At 55.7% G+C, this 17,532-nt stretch carries 17 protein-coding genes; 5 read left to right on the forward strand and 12 right to left on the reverse strand.

Translation table 11 applies throughout. From position 1 onward, the window contains the following. The first annotated feature begins 88 nt into the window (after nt 1–88). Genes FJU08_RS16065 through FJU08_RS16075 form a run of 3 tightly spaced genes read left to right on the forward strand, consistent with a single transcriptional unit; the run spans nt 89 to nt 2,312 of the window. A complete protein-coding gene (locus tag FJU08_RS16065; protein WP_181409878.1) occupies nt 89–448 on the forward strand; it encodes an EscS/YscS/HrcS family type III secretion system export apparatus protein in 360 nt (119 codons plus the stop codon). An 11-nt stretch (nt 449–459) separates the two neighbouring features. Further along, nucleotides 460–1,263: a type III secretion system export apparatus subunit SctT gene (gene sctT / locus FJU08_RS16070; protein ID WP_141150041.1), complete on the forward strand. Its 804-nt coding sequence runs from the start codon at nt 460–462 to the stop codon at nt 1,261–1,263. Continuing rightward, nucleotides 1,260–2,312, forward strand: a complete 1,053-nt coding sequence (locus FJU08_RS16075; protein WP_141150042.1) for an EscU/YscU/HrcU family type III secretion system export apparatus switch protein — start codon at nt 1,260–1,262, stop codon at nt 2,310–2,312. Before sctT ends, FJU08_RS16075 begins: the two co-directional genes overlap by 4 nt. A gap of 163 nt (nt 2,313–2,475) precedes the next feature. Here FJU08_RS16075 and FJU08_RS16080 read toward each other — a convergent pair whose 3' ends face one another. Further along, on the reverse strand, nt 2,476–3,198 hold the full coding sequence (locus FJU08_RS16080; RefSeq protein WP_181409879.1) for a tetratricopeptide repeat protein: 723 nt from the start codon (nt 3,196–3,198) through the stop codon (nt 2,476–2,478). 266 nt (nt 3,199–3,464) lie between these two features. Between FJU08_RS16080 and FJU08_RS16085 the strand changes: the two genes are divergently transcribed. Beyond that, on the forward strand, nt 3,465–3,743 hold the full coding sequence (locus tag FJU08_RS16085) for a hypothetical protein (protein WP_141150044.1): 279 nt from the start codon (nt 3,465–3,467) through the stop codon (nt 3,741–3,743). A gap of 79 nt (nt 3,744–3,822) precedes the next feature. Here FJU08_RS16085 and FJU08_RS16090 read toward each other — a convergent pair whose 3' ends face one another. The 11 genes from FJU08_RS16090 to FJU08_RS16140 form a co-directional block, all read right to left on the reverse strand. After that, nucleotides 3,823–5,886: a flagellar biosynthesis protein FlhA gene (locus FJU08_RS16090; RefSeq protein WP_181409880.1), complete on the reverse strand. Its 2,064-nt coding sequence runs from the start codon at nt 5,884–5,886 to the stop codon at nt 3,823–3,825. A 4-nt stretch (nt 5,887–5,890) separates the two neighbouring features. Beyond that, entirely contained in the window at nt 5,891–6,646 is a 756-nt protein-coding gene (locus tag FJU08_RS16095) for a secretin N-terminal domain-containing protein (protein ID WP_141150046.1), read from the reverse strand. Continuing rightward, nucleotides 6,646–7,917: a pilus assembly protein N-terminal domain-containing protein gene (locus tag FJU08_RS16100; RefSeq protein WP_181409881.1), complete on the reverse strand. Its 1,272-nt coding sequence runs from the start codon at nt 7,915–7,917 to the stop codon at nt 6,646–6,648. The genes FJU08_RS16095 and FJU08_RS16100 overlap by 1 nt, the downstream gene beginning before the upstream one ends. A gap of 23 nt (nt 7,918–7,940) precedes the next feature. After that, nucleotides 7,941–8,540: a hypothetical protein gene (locus FJU08_RS16105; RefSeq protein WP_141150048.1), complete on the reverse strand. Its 600-nt coding sequence runs from the start codon at nt 8,538–8,540 to the stop codon at nt 7,941–7,943. Between the two features lie 22 nt (nt 8,541–8,562). Continuing rightward, entirely contained in the window at nt 8,563–8,868 is a 306-nt protein-coding gene (locus tag FJU08_RS16110) for a hypothetical protein (RefSeq protein ID WP_141150049.1), read from the reverse strand. A gap of 155 nt (nt 8,869–9,023) precedes the next feature. Continuing rightward, nucleotides 9,024–9,287 (reverse strand): hypothetical protein, encoded by a 264-nt coding sequence (locus tag FJU08_RS16115; RefSeq protein ID WP_141150050.1) that lies wholly within the window; start codon nt 9,285–9,287, stop codon nt 9,024–9,026. Between the two features lie 545 nt (nt 9,288–9,832). Then, entirely contained in the window at nt 9,833–10,258 is a 426-nt protein-coding gene (locus FJU08_RS16120) for a RidA family protein (RefSeq protein ID WP_141150051.1), read from the reverse strand. Between the two features lie 130 nt (nt 10,259–10,388). Then, complete coding sequence (locus FJU08_RS16125; RefSeq protein WP_141150052.1) at nt 10,389–12,005, reverse strand: hydantoinase B/oxoprolinase family protein; 1,617 nt, start codon at nt 12,003–12,005, stop codon at nt 10,389–10,391. A 3-nt stretch (nt 12,006–12,008) separates the two neighbouring features. Then, nucleotides 12,009–14,057, reverse strand: a complete 2,049-nt coding sequence (locus FJU08_RS16130) for a hydantoinase/oxoprolinase family protein (RefSeq protein ID WP_141150053.1) — start codon at nt 14,055–14,057, stop codon at nt 12,009–12,011. 87 nt (nt 14,058–14,144) lie between these two features. Further along, complete coding sequence (locus tag FJU08_RS16135) at nt 14,145–15,464, reverse strand: NAD(P)/FAD-dependent oxidoreductase (protein WP_141150054.1); 1,320 nt, start codon at nt 15,462–15,464, stop codon at nt 14,145–14,147. A gap of 12 nt (nt 15,465–15,476) precedes the next feature. Continuing rightward, nucleotides 15,477–16,193: an SDR family NAD(P)-dependent oxidoreductase gene (locus tag FJU08_RS16140; RefSeq protein ID WP_141150055.1), complete on the reverse strand. Its 717-nt coding sequence runs from the start codon at nt 16,191–16,193 to the stop codon at nt 15,477–15,479. A 308-nt stretch (nt 16,194–16,501) separates the two neighbouring features. Here FJU08_RS16140 and FJU08_RS16145 point away from each other — a divergent pair, with 308 nt between their 5' ends. Continuing rightward, nucleotides 16,502–17,518, forward strand: coding sequence for a TRAP transporter substrate-binding protein (locus FJU08_RS16145; RefSeq protein ID WP_141150056.1), 1,017 nt, complete (start codon nt 16,502–16,504; stop codon nt 17,516–17,518). Nucleotides 17,519–17,532 lie beyond the last annotated feature (14 nt).

Here is a 17,532-nt window from a genome sequence, read left to right on the forward strand (position 1 = left end):
CGGGCGCCAAGTGAATGCCGCATTTTCGCCGGCCCGATAGAGCCAGGCGAAAATGCGGGAGCTTTGCCGGGTTCGGCGGATGCAACGGATGGCCGTCATCCGCCCCGATCCCTTGCCCCTCATGCCATCAGGGCGCAGGCGGCAGAAGACATCGCTATTGGACACGCAAGAGGAGGTTACGCAGATGTTACCCGATGACGTCATCACAGCAGCACAGAATGCGCTGGCACTGATTTTCTACCTGTCGATGCCGATCATCGCCGCCGCCACAGCGGTTGGCCTGATCATCGCCATTATTCAGACGCTGATTCAGGTGCAGGAGCAGACCGTGGCCTTTGCGGCCAAGCTCTCCGCGGTGGTGGTCATTTTGATGGTCGCCGGTGCCGGCATGTCGAGCGCCATGCAGACTTATGCAAAAGCGGCGTTCAACAATATTCCGAACTTCTGAGGCACAACGCCATGTCGGGCATGCAGCAATTGAATGACGCGCTGGGCAACCAGTCCACCACAATTATCTATTGCCTGGTGCTGGTCATCTGCCGGTTCTACGCCTTTTTTGCGCTTTCGCCCTTCTTCAGCAAATACGCCATGACGGGCTTTGTCCGCATGGGCGTTATAGTCTGTGTAAGCCTGCTTGTCGTTCCCTCCGCCTATGCGGAAGCCATGACCATGGACAGCAGCCTCACGATTAAATTTGCTTTCGCCTTGAAAGAACTGGCGCTGGGTTTCCTTCTCAGCATCCTGACATGGCTTCCCGTTCGCGGGCTCGAAATGGCTGGTGTGATCCTCGACACACAGCGCGGCGCCACGCAATCGCAGTCCTTTGACCCGATTTTTTCTGAGCAAACCACACCGACGTCGATATTTCTGGCTCAGGTTTTTTCGGGCTATTTCTTCGCATATGGCGGTTTTCTGATGGTGTTGATGACCGTCTATAAAAGCTTCGAGCTCTGGCCTGTCCTGCAGCCCTTTCCGACAATCGAAATAGACCATGTTTTGCTTTACCTGCAGATGGCAGGTCATGTCTTTTTCTCTGCCGTTGTGCTCATCGCGCCGATCGCCGGTTTCATGCTGATTGCCGATATCGCCATCGCCTTTCTGGCACGCAGCGCCCAGAGCCTGAATGCACTCACGCTTGGCATGCCGGTTAAATCGGCAATCCTGTTCATCGTGCTTATGTTCTATTGTGGCATTTTATTCCCGCGCACGATGGAAACCTTCTCACAAGCCCTAGACATGATGTCAAAGGTGTTCGCGCCATGAGCGGTGAAAAGACAGAACAGCCAACAGAACAGAAGCTGCGCAAACTTCGTCAGGAAGGGCAGGTTCCGTCGCGCAAGAATGTCGGTGAATTCGCACTTCTGACCTTCACGACATTTCTGATTATTGCATTGATGCCAAACATGATTGCCGCATTGATGGAGTTAACCAAAAGCGTGATCAACGATGTCGCGACCAATGCCGAACAACCCGGCATCGCAACCTATGATGCGATATTTCGGGTTATCTATCTGACACTGAGCATCTGTGGTGCAAGTGCGGCATTCACCCTCTTTGCAACACTGCTTCTGAACCGCTTCAACTTCTCCATGAAGCCACTGGAGCCGAAATTTTCCAAATTCAACCCGATGAGCAAGCTGAAATCGATCTTCGGCAAGTCCAATCTCTACACATTCATTCGCATGCTGATCTATTTTTCAGCGGTCAGCTATCTGACTTACGCGATCATTCGCTACAACATCAATAACGCTCTGCAAGCCAGCTATTGTGATCTGCAATGCGAAGCACCGCTTATGATCGCGCTGCTAAAATGGCTGATCTACGCAATTCTCGCGCTGCTGCTGGTGCTGGCAGCAATCGATTATCTCATCCAATCCAAGCTCTTTATCTCACAAAACAAGATGTCGAAGGACGATGTCAAACGGGAATACAAGGATCAGGAAGGCAATCCTGAAATCAAGGCAGAGCGCAATTCCATCGCCCGTTCGGATGCTGACGCCCCGACGATCGGTCAGGCCACACATATCGTCTACAGCGATAGTCATCTTGTCGCGGTGATCTATTATCGGAATGCCAATATGAAGCCTTATGTTGTGGCCAAATACAGCGGACCACAGGTACAGACACTTGTGCGCCAGCTCAAGCCAACCCGCCTGCAACTCTTCAATCTACCATCCGTTGCCTATGATTTTTTCCGCATGGGGCGTCTCAGCCAATATATGCCGGCTCCGTCAATGAAAGGTATGGAGAAGATCCTGGAGATTGAGGACAAGCGCAATGCCGCTGCTGAACAGAACAGCAATCCAGGCTGACATGGCGGTCGCGGGTCAGCGGGCCTGATATGAAGGAATGTCACCGCTGAACGGCGACATAAAATCCCCTGCCTGCAACCAAGACTATTTCCCCTTCGGCCTTTGCTTTTCAAGCAGGCGAAGACGCAGATAAATCTCGAGACATGCTTTTCCGGGACGCGCTCTATCGCCGCAGGAATTCTACCATCTTGAAATTGCTCTCGGCCTTTTCCTCCGTTACGACGGGCCCCGCCAGTGCCATGGCCTCGTCCTTCTCATTGCTGAGATAGGCCATAAGCGAGAGATTTTGCCGGACTTTGTCATCATTACGATTGGAACGATAGAGCTCGGATTCGAGTGTGTAGCTGGAAGTATAGGCACCGGTCAGCATCAAGGAAAGCGCCAGATTATTGAGCGCGGCCTTGTTGTCCGGTTGAACGGCAAGAATGCTGCGGTAAACCTGTTGCGCCTGGGCGTGCTGGCTCATCGCGTCGAGCAGGACGCCCTGAAGGTTGAGCACGACAATGTCACCGGGTGAATGTTTCAGCAATGCATCAATCGAAGCCTGACTGCCGGAATAATCCCGTTGAGCCAGCTGGACCCGGGCAACACCAAGCCCGCCCTCACGTTTTGCGCCAAGCCCGATGGCACGCTGGTAATAGGTGCGCGCCTTGAGATAGGCGCCCTGGGCAAAATAGGCATCGCCAAGCGAGAGCATGGCCCTCTCTGAGCGAGGATTATCCTTCGCCACCCCGTCGAGAATACCATAAGCCTGATCATAGGCGCCGGCATCCAGACCGCTTTCCCCCGCCGCGATCTGTGCCGAAACAGCTGAATAGGTGCTGTTTGGCCCCGCACAGCCGGTCATGGCACAAAAAAGCGCAATCGCGCCCCCAAGACACAACATCCTGTTGTGACGCCTGACCAAATGTGAGGCCGTATATGTCACCGACATCTCCCCGAAACGAATGGATCGCAGAAACATACTGAAAGAGAATCGCGAATCAGTCCATGATATATACTAACTTTAGGCTAACATCTCCACAGATAAGAAACGGATGTGTATATTTATTTTTACATATAAAATTTAATTATAATTTTAAATAAAAATTTAAATTAAAAAATATGTGCATCTGAACTATAGTAAAAATCATTTATCAACAGGAGAGCAAAATGAACAATGTGAAAAATGAAATAAATATAGATATATTCCCAGAATACATGAATCTTGTGAAAAATATATTTTATTTTGATATCATTGACACAACGAAAATCAATAAGCGATTCCCGACAAATGCCGAAATGATTGATGCAATGACGGAACTCAGCCTTCATGTCGACAGCTCAGATCTTGATGAAGACCTTAAGGCAGAGCTATTGGAACTCATTGATCAGGAACGCGACGTCATCGCCTTCTCCGAAATTTCGCGGAACAGCGTCGTCGCCATATAGCATGGCGTCAGAAGACACCAGGATCACACGCCCCCGGTGAATGGCGCAAAGAAAGGAACGAGCTGCACGGCCGCCGGCATCACCCTTCCGCTACGTCAGCGGTTATGACCCCAACCGGATAGATAACCGTTGTCGGCAACAGTTCAGAATAGGCCAATACCGGTATAAAGACCCCCTGCTCGAACAGCAAAGTGTGAAGCGGGAAGCGAATATCCTGTTGCGTCAGGAGAACAGGATGGCGGCCACGCTGATATTCTTCGCCAACCAGTTTTCGGGTTTGCGCGGCAACATGGCTGGAAAGTTGCGGCTCCAGAACCAGGAAATTTCCTTCATTCGTACTTCGTATCCCTTCGCGCAACAGGGATTCAATCGTGGGCGCAACAACAACGACCTGCAGCAATCCATCACTGGCATAACGCCGGGTGATAAACTCCGAGAGTTCATTGCGGACCTTCTGCAGTAGGAAGCCAGGGTCCTGGGCACGCTCCGACCATTTGAGAATGGCCTCCATAATCTTGACCCGGCTGGAGATCGGGATACGCTCTTTCAACAGCATCTGCAGAATCCGGCTCACATGATTATTCTGCATAGCCTCGCGCAGATCAGCGACCAGCGCCGAATGTTCGGTCGACATCTCGTTCAAAATCCGAAAAGTCCCCTGGAAGTCGGCAAACGCATCAAGATGCTCCGCCGTGGCGCGCCTGAGATGCATCATGAACAGTTCCAGCGCACTCCATGAGCCAATACCAAGCTCAGCGAGTTGGTCCACGTAATCGGTGGAGACCAGGACCCCTTCACGCAAACCATAAGTCTCGATGCAGGGAATACCGATAGCTTCAAGATAGCTGGAATGCGCTTTGACGAACACGCAATCGGTTCTGTATTCGGCACGCGCCACCTCTTCTCCGCGAATGAGAATGCGGTATTCGGTGCCCTCCTCCCAGTCGACTTCAAATCGCCAAAAGCCGGCAGGCACTCCATAATCTTCGCCCGTGCGCGCGCGGATACCGTCAAACAGGACCCAGAAATCATTGACATTCACCGAGCAGATGATGTTCGGCAGCACGACATTGATAATATCCGTTCGCGTCCCCCTCCGGGCAAGCTCACGCGCCTCTTCGTCGAAATGCTCCACGCGCGCGCGCCAATCATGGATCATCAGGCCCATGGAGCGCTTCCGTCGTCGCGCTGTCACGACCACACCGGCGATCATTCCCAGACCTACCGTGCAGAAAATCACCGTCGGAAAACCGGGAATCATCCCGAAAAGCGAGATCAAGACACCGGCAATGATGATTGTCCGCCCATTGGCAATCAGCTGTTGCACGATTTCGAAACCGAGATTGATCCCACCGGCACTGGTCACACGGGTCACCATGGTTCCAGCAGCGACGGAAATCATCAGGGCCGGGATCTGCGCCACCAGACCGTCGCCGACAGTCAAAAGCGAATAGACATGCCCAGCCTCGCCGAAGGACATGCCGCGCTGCATCATCCCGATCATAATGCCACCAAAAAGATTGATAGCTGTAATGATCAGCCCCGCAATTGCATCGCCCTTGACGAATTTCATCGCGCCATCCATCGCGCCGAAGAGCTTCGCCTCCTGCTCCAGGTTGCGGCGGGCGATGGTGGCATCCTGATGATCCATGTTGCCGGCACGCACGTCAGCATCAACGCTCATCTGTTTGCCGGGCATTCCATCCAGGGTGAAACGTGCTCCCACTTCGGCAACACGATCCGCCCCCTTGGTGATCACAAGAAACTGAACCACTGTGATGATCAGAAAGATAACGAGCCCGACAACAAGATTACCACCGACAACGACCTCACCGAAAGTCTGGATTACCTTCCCAGCGTCTCCCTTCAACAGGATCAAACGCGTTGTCGAAATCGAGATCGCCAGCCTGAACAGGGTCGTGACCAGCAAAATGGTGGGAAAGGTCGAAAACTGCAGCGCCGTTTCCGTTTGCATCGCCATCAGGAGGATGATCACCGCAATACTGATATTCAGTGTGATCATGATATCCATCATCAATGACGGCAGCGGCAGCACCATCATCAACAGAACAAGCGCAAAGACCAGAACAAGAAGAATGTCACGCTGCTGGCTCAGCACAAGTCCCAGCTTGGCAGTTTTCATGATATCACTGCCCACCCAGAGTGAGAGGAGCAGCCGCAGGCATGGCAGCCGGCACATCGCCAGCTAACGCCGGCGACGAAGTGCCCAGCCCCGACCCCAGCGCAACGGCTCCGGCACCGCTTCCCGTGAGGCGTGCAGTCGCGCCGCGATACACATTGGTCGAACGCCCATCCGCAGTATCGACAGCCTTCACAGTACTTTCGACGAGATTGACATAGCTCGGTGGCCCCGACGTCATAAGCACCTTGCTTTGCAGATCATAGCTAAAGAGAAATTTGGGCTGAAACAGATCCAGATTCTGCAAGATCGTCAACACCTGCATGCCATCGGCCTTTTGGAGCGAAAACACCTTTTGCTCAACATGGTCAACCGTATCGACAAAAAGGGTCGCGCCGTCGAAATACCAGACCAGGCGGAACTTGTCGGCCAGATAGTCAATATATTCCGCCCGGCTAAGTCCGGGAGGCTCCCCGCCATTTTGAACTGTAGGAACAGAAGGATCCATCACCAGGGACACCCCGATATTCAACGCAAAATATTTAAGGGCCGTGGTGAGCGTCTGATCCTCCCCTGCAAAGCTGTAATCTGCCCCGGCATCGGGCAGAGCCGGCGGCATGTAAAGACGACCATCGGACATCAATCGAGCAGAGGCCGCAGCTACCGAAACCGGCATAAAGACGGCCCCTCCAGCCAATCCGAAAACAAGAAGGACCAGGATTTTCCGCAAATGCGCTTTCATACCAAACGGGCGCTGCAACATCAGTAAATGAACCCCGGATTGCCATAGAGCTGCACAGCAATGCCCTTGCCGCCACGCTTCGTTGTCAAAAGGTTTTCGAGAATGCTCTGCGGCCGGCCGATTGGATCGCTCTCCCGTCCCCGCTGCTCCTTGCCGAAATAGGGCGTCAGGAGAATGATGAACTCTGCATTCGACGCATTGTCTTGCCCTTTCGCCCCACCCCAGACGAGCGCAAGAGCACGATTGATACCCCCCGAAAAACCGCCGCTCGCAGACGAATCCGACTGGGCATTCTTCAAGGTATTGAGCACGAAGCCCTGTCCCGACCGAAGCGTGACCGAGGTTTGAAACGAGCGCGCATTGATATTGGGTATGACGGTGCCATTCCCTACATCGGTGCCGCTACCACTCTGATTGGAAAGCTCGGTATTCACCGCCAGAGAAATGCGCTCGCCAGGCAACAGCTGCGGCGAAACGTCAATCGCCAGACCGACATTTTTATATTCAACGCCATAAAGCGGATAGGATCCGGAATTGGTAATCGCCATCGGAATGGCGATCTTTTCACCCGCATTAAATGTCGCCTTCTTTCTGTTGGTCGTCGTCAGGGTCGATTCACTGACAACACTCGCCGCGCCGGAGCTCAACAACCCCTCGACCACCGCAGCGGCATCAGACATCGAACTCCAGGCAATGCCAAGGCCGCCACCGAAACCACCGGACCGGCCGCGACTGCGCTGAACATCAATGATCTTGACATCAATCTGAATAATACCACTGCCGCGCTCCGAAAGATCATCGACAATCAGTGCGTCGGGAATAATCGGCTTCAAGCTTTCAAGCAGCGCATTGTGGACCCGGTCATCAGGCACCACACCCGACAGCATCACACTGCCACGTGACGCCTTGAGGGTTACCGACGAATCGGGAAACCTGTCGGCAATGAGCCGATTGATTTCACTGAGATTCTGCACCACCACAACATTGACCTTGAAGATCTCCTTGCCAGCGAAATCGGTGCCGATAAGCGTCGTCTGCCCGCTACTCACACCATAGATGAAAAAGCCGCTGGCTTGATCACCCTGAAGGTCGGCAACAGAAGGATCCGCAACAAAAAGAGCGGAGGCCTGCGCGGTACCGCGCACCAGAACGCCTTTCCCTTCCTCAACGAGAAGGCTGTCAGATGCCGCGCGCGCACTCCCCCCGAAAGACAGGGTGAGCAAGAGAAGCACCAGCAGCAGCGCAGGGCGGGCGAGCAGCGTTTTCACCGCCACGGCCAGAATTCCTATCATCACATCGCCCCCGCGCCATCCATTCATGCAGCATTCGCTTTGAGCGGCGCATCGCTGAAGTGCGGATCGCGCTTCCAGCCCGAACTGTCGAAAATATCGGTAAGGCGGGAGAAGGCATCCAGATTGACATGCGTTCCAATCGCGGAAATCGGCATCGGCGTCGAAGCGAGCAGAAAGCGCTCCTGCGCAGCCTCCAACGACTTCGGCTTCCCAGGCGCAGCAAGCTCGGCAGAGGCAACCTTCTCCGCAGACTCAGCTTCTTTCTTGCCCCGCAAACGATTGAGCAGGCTGTCCTCACTCCGCTCCGCCGGACTCGTTTTTTGCGACCGGCGACGTTCACTAACCTCGCTGACCTCCAGCGCTTCGGCATCTTCGCCACCATGACCTTCACTCTCGACACCATGCGAAAGAAGGTGCATCTGCTCGGCGGTATCACCGTCATAAGCCTCGGTCAGCATTGCGGAAAAGGAACCCGCAAAGGTATCGCGCCGCGCAACGAAATCATCCTTTGGCTGCGCGCGCTCCCTTACATCCTCTTTCGACGGCCTCGACACACCGGACGCGACATCCCGCGTCACAATTGCCGGTTCATTCGTTTTACTTTTGACGCTTGTGGTTGTCATTCCGAAGCACTCCTATCTGCGATCAGGCCTTGCAATAGGCCCTTAGTTGAGACGCCGCCTCATCCACATCACCGCAGGCAATCGCCAGTCGTGCGCGTAGGTAAGCGAGATTTCTGGTTTCCAGATGAATGCCCGCCAGAAGCTCCTCAAGATCATCAAGACGACCGTCCAGCAGCAACCCATAAGCATGCATCTCCAGAAACCGGTATTCATCCGGGAAAAGCATCTGACCAGCCCGCCCGTACACAATCGCCTTCTGCACGAAGCCGCACCGAAGGCTGATTGCCGTCAGCATCAGCAATAGATTCAGAGGCGTTTCCGCATTCACGACATTCATCCTCCCGATAATCGGTTCGGCAAACTAACAAAAAAGACTCCTACGGAGAATTATATTTCACACCGCACATAATTTTCAATAAAATATTGAAAATATTTTTACTTTTATTCACTTGATATTAAGTTACATGAAAAATTACATTAATATTAATTTATAGTTCTCACTATTGATGACAAAAGCTTCATAACATTTGACAAATTTCCAAGGAGACGTTGAGATTCAACGTTCGCCATGCTTCGGGCGGCCTCAAAATTCATGTTTTGAATCATTTGATTGTAACTCAATTTTGCATTTTTCAGGCTGCTCGCCGTTAATTCCTGCGCCTGCCGGTTAGCCTGAACAGTCTGCAATTGCGACAGCTGACGCTCGAGCGCATTGCCCTGCATTGACACATCCGAGATCGGGTCCACGCTGCATCCTTTCACCTGATCCGACCTTCTTATACACGGTATATTCAGGTCCGTTTCACACAAATACATCCAGTGACCATTTAAAAAACAACAGTCATGTATATTTCGCTTATAATCTCGCGATATTGACCTATAGTCATTTCAGAAAAAGAAATAAAGTGGGAGAAGGTTCTTCATATGGCACGCGAAAACCAGTTAAGGAAAGCTGTCATCTTGACAGAAAGGCAGTCTTTTCCAGGTGATCCGCCTGCGCGCCATGAAAGAAACCGGTTTGACGGACATGCTTCAGGTGGATTGCCACAGCCGCTCATATTTCCACGATGAGAGCTGGCGAACCGCTTCAGTGGAATCGGCGAAATAATGTTTTCTTGATCTTAATAGTTAATTCTGAACTATTTCAGCAATATAGAGACGTCTATATTGCACAGAGGGAAAATTCAAAGTCCGCTCATCAAACGACACGCCGCAAGTGGCAAGGGAATGCTTCTCTTTCCCATAGAGCGAGGGCGGCCAGCAGGCCCGCCCCCGGTATTTGTCTCGTCAAATCAGCCAAGCGAAATGGTGATTTCTTCCACATCAGCCTTAGAGGCGCCACGATAGGCTGTGACTTCGATCTCAACCTTGAAATCAGGCGCACCAAGCGGCGAGCAGGTAACGGTGCGCTGCGGATCGATGCCGCGGAAACGCTCACCGACATAGGTCATCACAGCCTTGGCGTCTTCGACATAGGGAATGAAGATCTTCGACTGAACGACATCCTCAAGGCAGGAATCGACGGCCTTCAGCGCGCCTTCAATATTGTCGAAGCACTGGCGAGCCTGCTCGACCGGATCGGTCGACATTTCGCGGGTCTTGTAGTTGCGACCAGCGGTGTTGGAAACAAAAATCCAGTCATCGACACAAACGATGCGCGAATAGCTTTCCTTGGTTTCAAAGACGGAGCCGGATTTGACTTTGGTGATCTTGACCATGTTTTTTCCTGTTCGGTTTTAAGTTGAAAAAGTCAAAGGAAGAGCGCATGCGGTCGAGGATCACATGACCGCATGGCAAAGGATGACGATTGAGACTGGGGGGCCGGCGCCGACCGGCCCTGTGTAGGTCCTAGAGCTTGTAGAGACGTTCAGCGACTTCGGCGCTGATGCGGCCTTCCGCAAGATCGCGCCGGATGGCTGCCGGATCGCGTGCAGCCGGATCCCCATAGCCACCGCCGCCCGGCGTGGTGATCGAGACAATCTGCCCTGGCTTCAGGTCAACCATGCCGGAGAACTCAGTCCGGCCATCACCAAAATCGAGCACTGTTCCATGGGCGGAGGTTCCGCCTTCAAGCCCCCAGGGCTCAGATGAGACGCGCGACGCCTCAACCGTGAAACGGCAGGCACGTTCTGCGCGATAGACACGGCGAACGCCCATACCACCGCGATAGGTGCCGGCACCCGCAGAATCATCCACCAGTTCGTAACGCAGAAGCGTCAACGGATATTCAAGCTCCAGAGATTCCACCGGCAGGTTTGACGTATTGGTGAGGCTGACATGGATGCCGGAAAGACCATCGGAGGACGGGCGCGCACCGCCACCGCCGCCGATTGTCTCGAGATAAACCCAGATCGAACCGTCTTCATGCGTGCCGTTGAAGATCGCGCCGGTGCAGCAACCATTTCCGGCAGCCATGACCTTGCCCGGCAGTGCCTTTGCCAGCGCCCCGTAAACAAGATCGCAGACCCGCTGTGCCGCAGCGATACGGCCATCAACGGCGGCCGGATGTTCGCAGTTGAGGATCGAGCCCTTCGGCGCCGTCACCGTCAGCGGACGGGCAAGCCCTGCATTGGGCAGGATCGTTGGATCGACAACCGATTTCACCGCAAAATAGCTGGCCGCCAGCAATGATGTGTAGATCAGGTTCAGACCGGCCCTGAGCTGCGGCGGGCCATCAAAGGCCAGTGTCATTTCATCGCCGGCAATGGTGATATCGACCGACAGCCTGATCTGGTCGCCACGCTGGTTTGAATCGAACTGATCGGAGAAGCTGTATGTTCCGTCCGGGATAGCGGCAATGCCGGCGCGCATCTTGCGCTCGGCATAATCCTGCAGCGCTTCGCCTGCTGCCAGCACCTTATCGGTGGTGTACTTACCGCAGAGATCCTGCATGCGTTGAACGGCGAGGCGGTTGGCTGACATCTGGGCGCGCAAATCCGACAGGCGCTCACGCGGCACCTGGCAGTTGAGCAGGAACATTTCCTGCAGGTCCTCGTTCAGCACGCCCTGACGATAAAGCCGCACCGGCGGAATGCGCAGGCCTTCCTGATAGATATGTTCATGGCCCCGATCGGCGAAGTCGGAATGATGCGCGGTATTGACCGCCCATGCCACCAACGTGCCATCGACAAAAATCGGTTCGGCAATGACGATATCCGGTAAGTGGGTCGCCCCGCCGGCATAGGCGTCATTGGCCATAAAGGCGTCGCCGGGTTTGATATCGTCCATTTTGAAGCGGCTGTAGATCGCGCTGATGACGCCGAGAAAGGAACCGAGATGCATCGGAATATGCTCGGCCTGGCACAGCGTGTTGCCGTTCCGGTCAAAAAGCGCCGTCGAGCAATCGCGCCGCTCCTTGATATTGGTGGAATAGGAAGCACGCACCAGCGCTTCGCCCATCTCTTCGACGATGGACTGGAGCGCCGAGCCGATGACTTCTACAGTAATGGGATCAATGGCGGTCATCGTTCAAACCTCCAGAATGAGATTGAGATAGGGATCGACCGTGCCGGTCATGCCCGGCAGCAGCACGGTGGTCGTATCCATCTGTTCAACAATGGCAGGGCCGGCAATGACATTGCCCGCCTTCATCAGGCTGCGCTCATAGACCGGGCAGGTCACGAAGCCACCGGCTTCGGACATATAGACCTCGCGCTCGCCGATCTTTGCCATCGAGGCATCGGGACCGGCATCATCCTGCTTCTGGAATTCCGCCTTGTCGACAATGCCTGCCGCCTCGACACGCAGCGTGACGATCTGGATCGGCTCGCCCTCGGCAATGAAGCCGAAGCGCTGACGATGCGCTGCCTCAAAGCCCTTTTCAAGCGCAGCGAAGGTCTCACGGGTGATAGGCCCTGCCGGAACGGTGACCGACAGCTCGTAATTTTGACCGGCATAGCGCATGTCCACCGTCCGGGTGACAACACGGCGATCATCGGCAATCTTTTCGGCGTCAAACCAGACACCGGCCTGCTCCGCCAATGCCGAAAAACCATCTTCCAGTGCGGGCTGGGCTGCGTCTGACAGTTCCATCAGCCGCGACAGGGCGAAATCGGATCGCAGATCGGTCAGCAACAGGCCAAGGGCGCAGAGCGTTCCGGGCGTAAGCGGTACGATCACTGTCGACATGTCCAGTTCGCGCGCGAGCCTGGCCGCATGCAGCGGCCCTGCGCCACCAAACGCCATCAACGCATAATCACGCGGATCATGACCGCGCTGCACCGAAATCACCCGGATCGCCTTGGCCATATTGGCGGTGACAACCGAGATGATGCCCTGTGCCGTTTCCATCACATCGACATTGAGCTTGTCGGCTAGTCGCTGGATCGACGCCAGCGCCAGATCACGGCGGACCTTCATGCGGCCGCCGAGGATCTCAACCGGGTTCAGCGTCTGCAGCACGATATTGGCGTCGGTTACCGTCGGCTCCTCGCTACCAAGCCCGTAGCAGACCGGCCCCGGATGGGCACCCGCCGAGCGTGGACCCACTTTCAGCAGGCCGCCAGTATCGACATGAGCGATAGACCCGCCGCCAGCACCGACCGTGTGAATATCCAGCATCGGCGCCTTGATCGGATAACCATGCACATCAGCCTCGCCGGTCAGATGGCAGATGCCGTTTTGCAGCAGCGCCACATCCGACGACGTGCCGCCGACGTCAAAGGTGATGATATTGTCAAAACCGGCCATCTTGCCGATCGCCTGCGCACCGACAACGCCGGTCGAGGGGCCTGACAGCACGGTGCGCACCGGCAGGTTGCTGGCCTGATCGAAGCCGATCACGCCACCGTTCGACTGGGTCAACTGCGGCGCGATTGCAAGGCCAATCTCGGCCAGCCTGTCTTTCAGCCGGCGGATATAGCGCTGCATCACCGGCCCGAGATAGGCATTGACGACCGTGGTCGACAGACGCTCATATTCGCGAAATTCCGGGGCAACGGCATGCGATGCCGAAACGAAGACATCCGGCAGTTCTTCCGCCGCGATTTCAAGTGCGCGCTCTTCATGTTTCGTATTGAGAAAGCCATAGAGGAAGCAGATTGCCAGCGCCTTCACATCCTGCGTCGCCAACGTGCGGAAGGCTTCGCGCAGCGCCTCTTCGTCCAGCGGCACGGCAACGCTGCCATCGGCCTTCAGCCTTTCGGGCACCTCGCAGCGCAGATCGCGGGTGACAAGCTGCTCGGGCTTCTCGGCAAACATGTCATAGAGATTGGGGCGCTTCTGCCGGCCGATCTCCAGAAGATCGCGGAAGCCATCGGAGACAACGAGGCCGGTCTTGACCCCGCGCAGCTCGATCAGCGCATTGGTGGCAACGGTGGTGCCGTGACCGAGGAAGGTGAGATCGGCCGCGTTTGCGCCAACCTTTTCCAGCCCCTCGACCACCCCTTGCGCGATCGCGCGGGACGGATCATCCGGGGTGGACGAGACTTTCCAGATCTCGATTGCCCCACTTTCATCGTTAAAAAGGCAGACATCGGTAAATGTTCCGCCGGAATCGACGCCGATTCTCCAGGCCATATCATGTTCCCTTTTGTTTTTACGCGCGTTGCGAACGAAAAAGTCTGCAACTTTTTCTGCCCGCGCTCTCAGCCGTTGCGCCGCTCTTCAGGCGGCCTTGGCAGTGTTCTTCAAGAAACGTTCATACCGGAACGGAGCCGGATCAACGCAAGGTTTTTCATTGCGGACAAGTTCTGCCATCAGGCGGCCGGCACCGGGTCCACTGCCGAAGCCGTGACCGGAAAAGCCGGATGACAGGAAAAGACCGGGCACAGCTTCAATCGGGCCGATAACCGGAATGGCATCCGGCGTTGCATCGATCATGCCGGCCCAGCTATGGGTCAGGCGCGCCGATGAGAAAGCCGGGAAGGCGCGTGCAAGATTGACGAGCGCATTGCGGTTGAATGGCGCATGCGGCACCGGATCCAGTATCCGGATCATCTCGAACGGCGTGATCTGATCGAGCGACCAGCGACGCGACATTTTCAATTCGGTGATGAACTGACGACCAACCCGAAGCTTCAATTCACGCCAGCTGGTCAGGAGCGTCGGCAGGAAATCGAAGAACAGGCGGAAACTGTCCGGCGTCACCGGCGCAACATTGGCATTGCGCTGGGCAACCGTGTAGCCGCCATCCAGCCGCTTGCGGAAGGCGAAATTGCCGCCGCCAACCGGCATGTTCGGCACGGCGCCAGCACCTTCAATCCGCGCGGCGGTGCCGAGGATTTTCAATTGCGGAAAGTTGAGACCGAGATTGCCAAGGAAAAGCCGCGACCAGGCACCGGCAGCAACGACAACGCTTGATGTTGCAATCGTGCCCTTTTCGGTGACCACTCCTGACACGCGGCCACCCGCGGTCTCAAGCCCGCGCACGGCGCAGTTCTCCATGATCTGCGCCCCGAGACGCACCGCTGCAGCGGCCATTTGCGGCACCGCCTGTTCCGGCTCGGCACGGCCGTCATTAGCGGTATAAAGGCCAAGCTTGTAAGGCGAGGTGATGCCCGGCAGCACCTTCTGCAAGCCGCTGGCGTCAAGAAGCGTCGAGGGCATGCCGGCATCGCGGGCATATTTTTCCCAGGCCGTGAACTCGGCGATCTCCGCTTTGGTGCGGCAGACATAAGTGATGCCGGTTTCGCGAAACCCTGTTTCGATGCCAAAGCGGCGATCGATATCGCGCCAGAGATTGAGGCTTTCAATCGTCAGCGGCAATTCCTTGGGATCGCGCCCCATCTGGCGTACCCAGCCCCAGTTGCGCGAACTCTGCTCGGCGGCAACTGTGCCTTTTTCGCACAAAACGACATTGACCCCGGCCTCCGCCAGATAAAGCGCCGTGGTGACGCCGGCAATGCCGCCACCGATAACGACAACATCGGCACTTTCGGGAAGCGGAGCGGAAAAACCCGGCCGTTGCAAATTCGGAAGCGGCATGGGGACAACTCCTCAGAGCATGTCTTCAAGGCGGCAATTGACCAGCATTTCGGCCATTGCAGCATTGTTCGGCAGTTCAATCGCGGTGCGCACCAGTTCAGCCATGGTTTCCGGCTGGATCATGTCCTCCGGCTTGACCTTGCTGGTGTAGGAGCTCATCTCGGTTCGCACGAAACTCGGGCAGATCGCCGTTGCCCGCACGCCCTTCTCCCAGGCGACATGACGGGTTGTATGGGTCAGCCCCATGACGGCGAACTTGGTCATGTTATAGCCGACAAAGGCATTGCGCACGCGCTTGCCCGACATGGAGACGATATTGACGATACGGCCGCGGCCGGTTTCTTCCAGATGCGGCAGACAAAGGCGGGTCAGACGCAGCGGAGCCTTGACATTGACCGCCCAGAGCCTGTCCAGCGCCTCCTCGTTGTCATCGCTCAGCGATACATGCTCGCCATTACCGGCATTGTTGACCAGACCGTCGATCCGGCCGAAATGCGCTGCCGTCGCCGCCACCCAATCCGTCGCCGTCTGCGGATCATAGGCGTCGAAATGGTGATAACGCACCGCCTCCGTTTCGGAACCATGCTGCTCTTCCAGCGCCGCGACGTTGCGCGCGCCGAGTGAAAGCCGGTAGCCGTGCTGGAGAAGATCCCTGACGATCGCGGCGCCAATGCCGCGATTTGCACCCGAGATCATAATGACCGGGGCATCCGGTGACGAATTTTGCATTTTTCAAATTCTCTTGCAACGTTATGACGAGATGTATCGCATTTTTGCGCACTTACATGATCGTTTATGATTGATTTTATGAAAGCTTGCAACGGTCAATTCGCATCCAAAGCCCATTTTCGGCAAAAAACTGCATAAACAGTAAGCAAAACTGACCGTCTTGGGAGGTTTGATGATCTTTTGTGCATTTTTAGTTGACAGTTTTTGGCAGGGCTGCTTACTTTGACAAATCCGAAGAAACGAACACGTCTCGGAGCCCCGCCAAAAAAGAGAGCGGGCGGGTGCAAACCTTAAGAAAGGGGAACCGAATGACCATCACCAGACGCGCGCTGATGCGCAATGCAGCCATGGCCGGTGCCGTTTGCGCCTTCGGCCGCAGCGCCTTTGCTGCCGACACCATCCGCTGGGACATGGCGGATGAATACAACGCCGACGCACTGTCGGGCAAAGCCGCCAATTACTTCATCTCCGAACTGAAGAAGCAGGTCGGCGACCAGCTGGCCATCACCTATCAGGGCGGCGGCGCACTCGGCTACAAGTCAGCCGACCAGTTCGACGCAGTCCAGGACGGTGCCGTTCAGACGGCCGTCACCCTGATGACCCAGCTCGGTGGCGTCGATCCGCTGTTCAATCTGTCGTCCCTGCCCTTCATCGCCAAGACGCCGCAAGAGGCCTATCAGCTGTGGCAGGCCGCCCGGCCCGAATACGAGAAGATCTTCGCCGACAACAACATGGTTCTGCTCTGGGCCATGCCAAACCCGCCATCGGGCATTTTCGCCAAGCAGCCGATCATCTCCCAGGATGCCCTGAACGGGTTGCGCATCCGCACCTATGATGTCAATGGCACCCAGACGCTGATGAAGGCAGGCGCTGCGCCATTGCAGATCGCCTGGTCGGACCTCATTCCGCAGCTTTCGACCGGCGCCATTGACGCCGTTCTGACCTCGGCCGACGGTGGCGTCCAGCTGTCGCTGTGGGATTACCTCAGCGATTTCACCGAGCTGAACTATGCCATGGGCCTGTTCATGTGCCATGTGAACAAGGATGCCTTCGACGCCCTGCCCCAGGACGTCCAGTCGGCCATGCTCGGCCTTAGCGATGCCTGCGACAAATATAACTGGCAGATCATGACCGACAGTATCGAGGCCTCCTACAAGATCCTGCGCGACAACGGCATGACCGTCACCAAGGCTGCCGACGTGCCGGACAGCGTATTTGCCACCCTCAATGCAGCGGGCGCCGCCGTGCGCGATGACTGGGTCGCAAAGACCGGATCGCGCGGCTCGGACATTCTTGCGACCTTTGATACGATGAAGGCTGGCTAACAGCCTCGTCGCGG

Source organism: Martelella alba (assembly GCF_006516955.1).
GTDB classification, from domain to species: Bacteria; Pseudomonadota; Alphaproteobacteria; order Rhizobiales; family Rhizobiaceae; genus Martelella; species Martelella alba.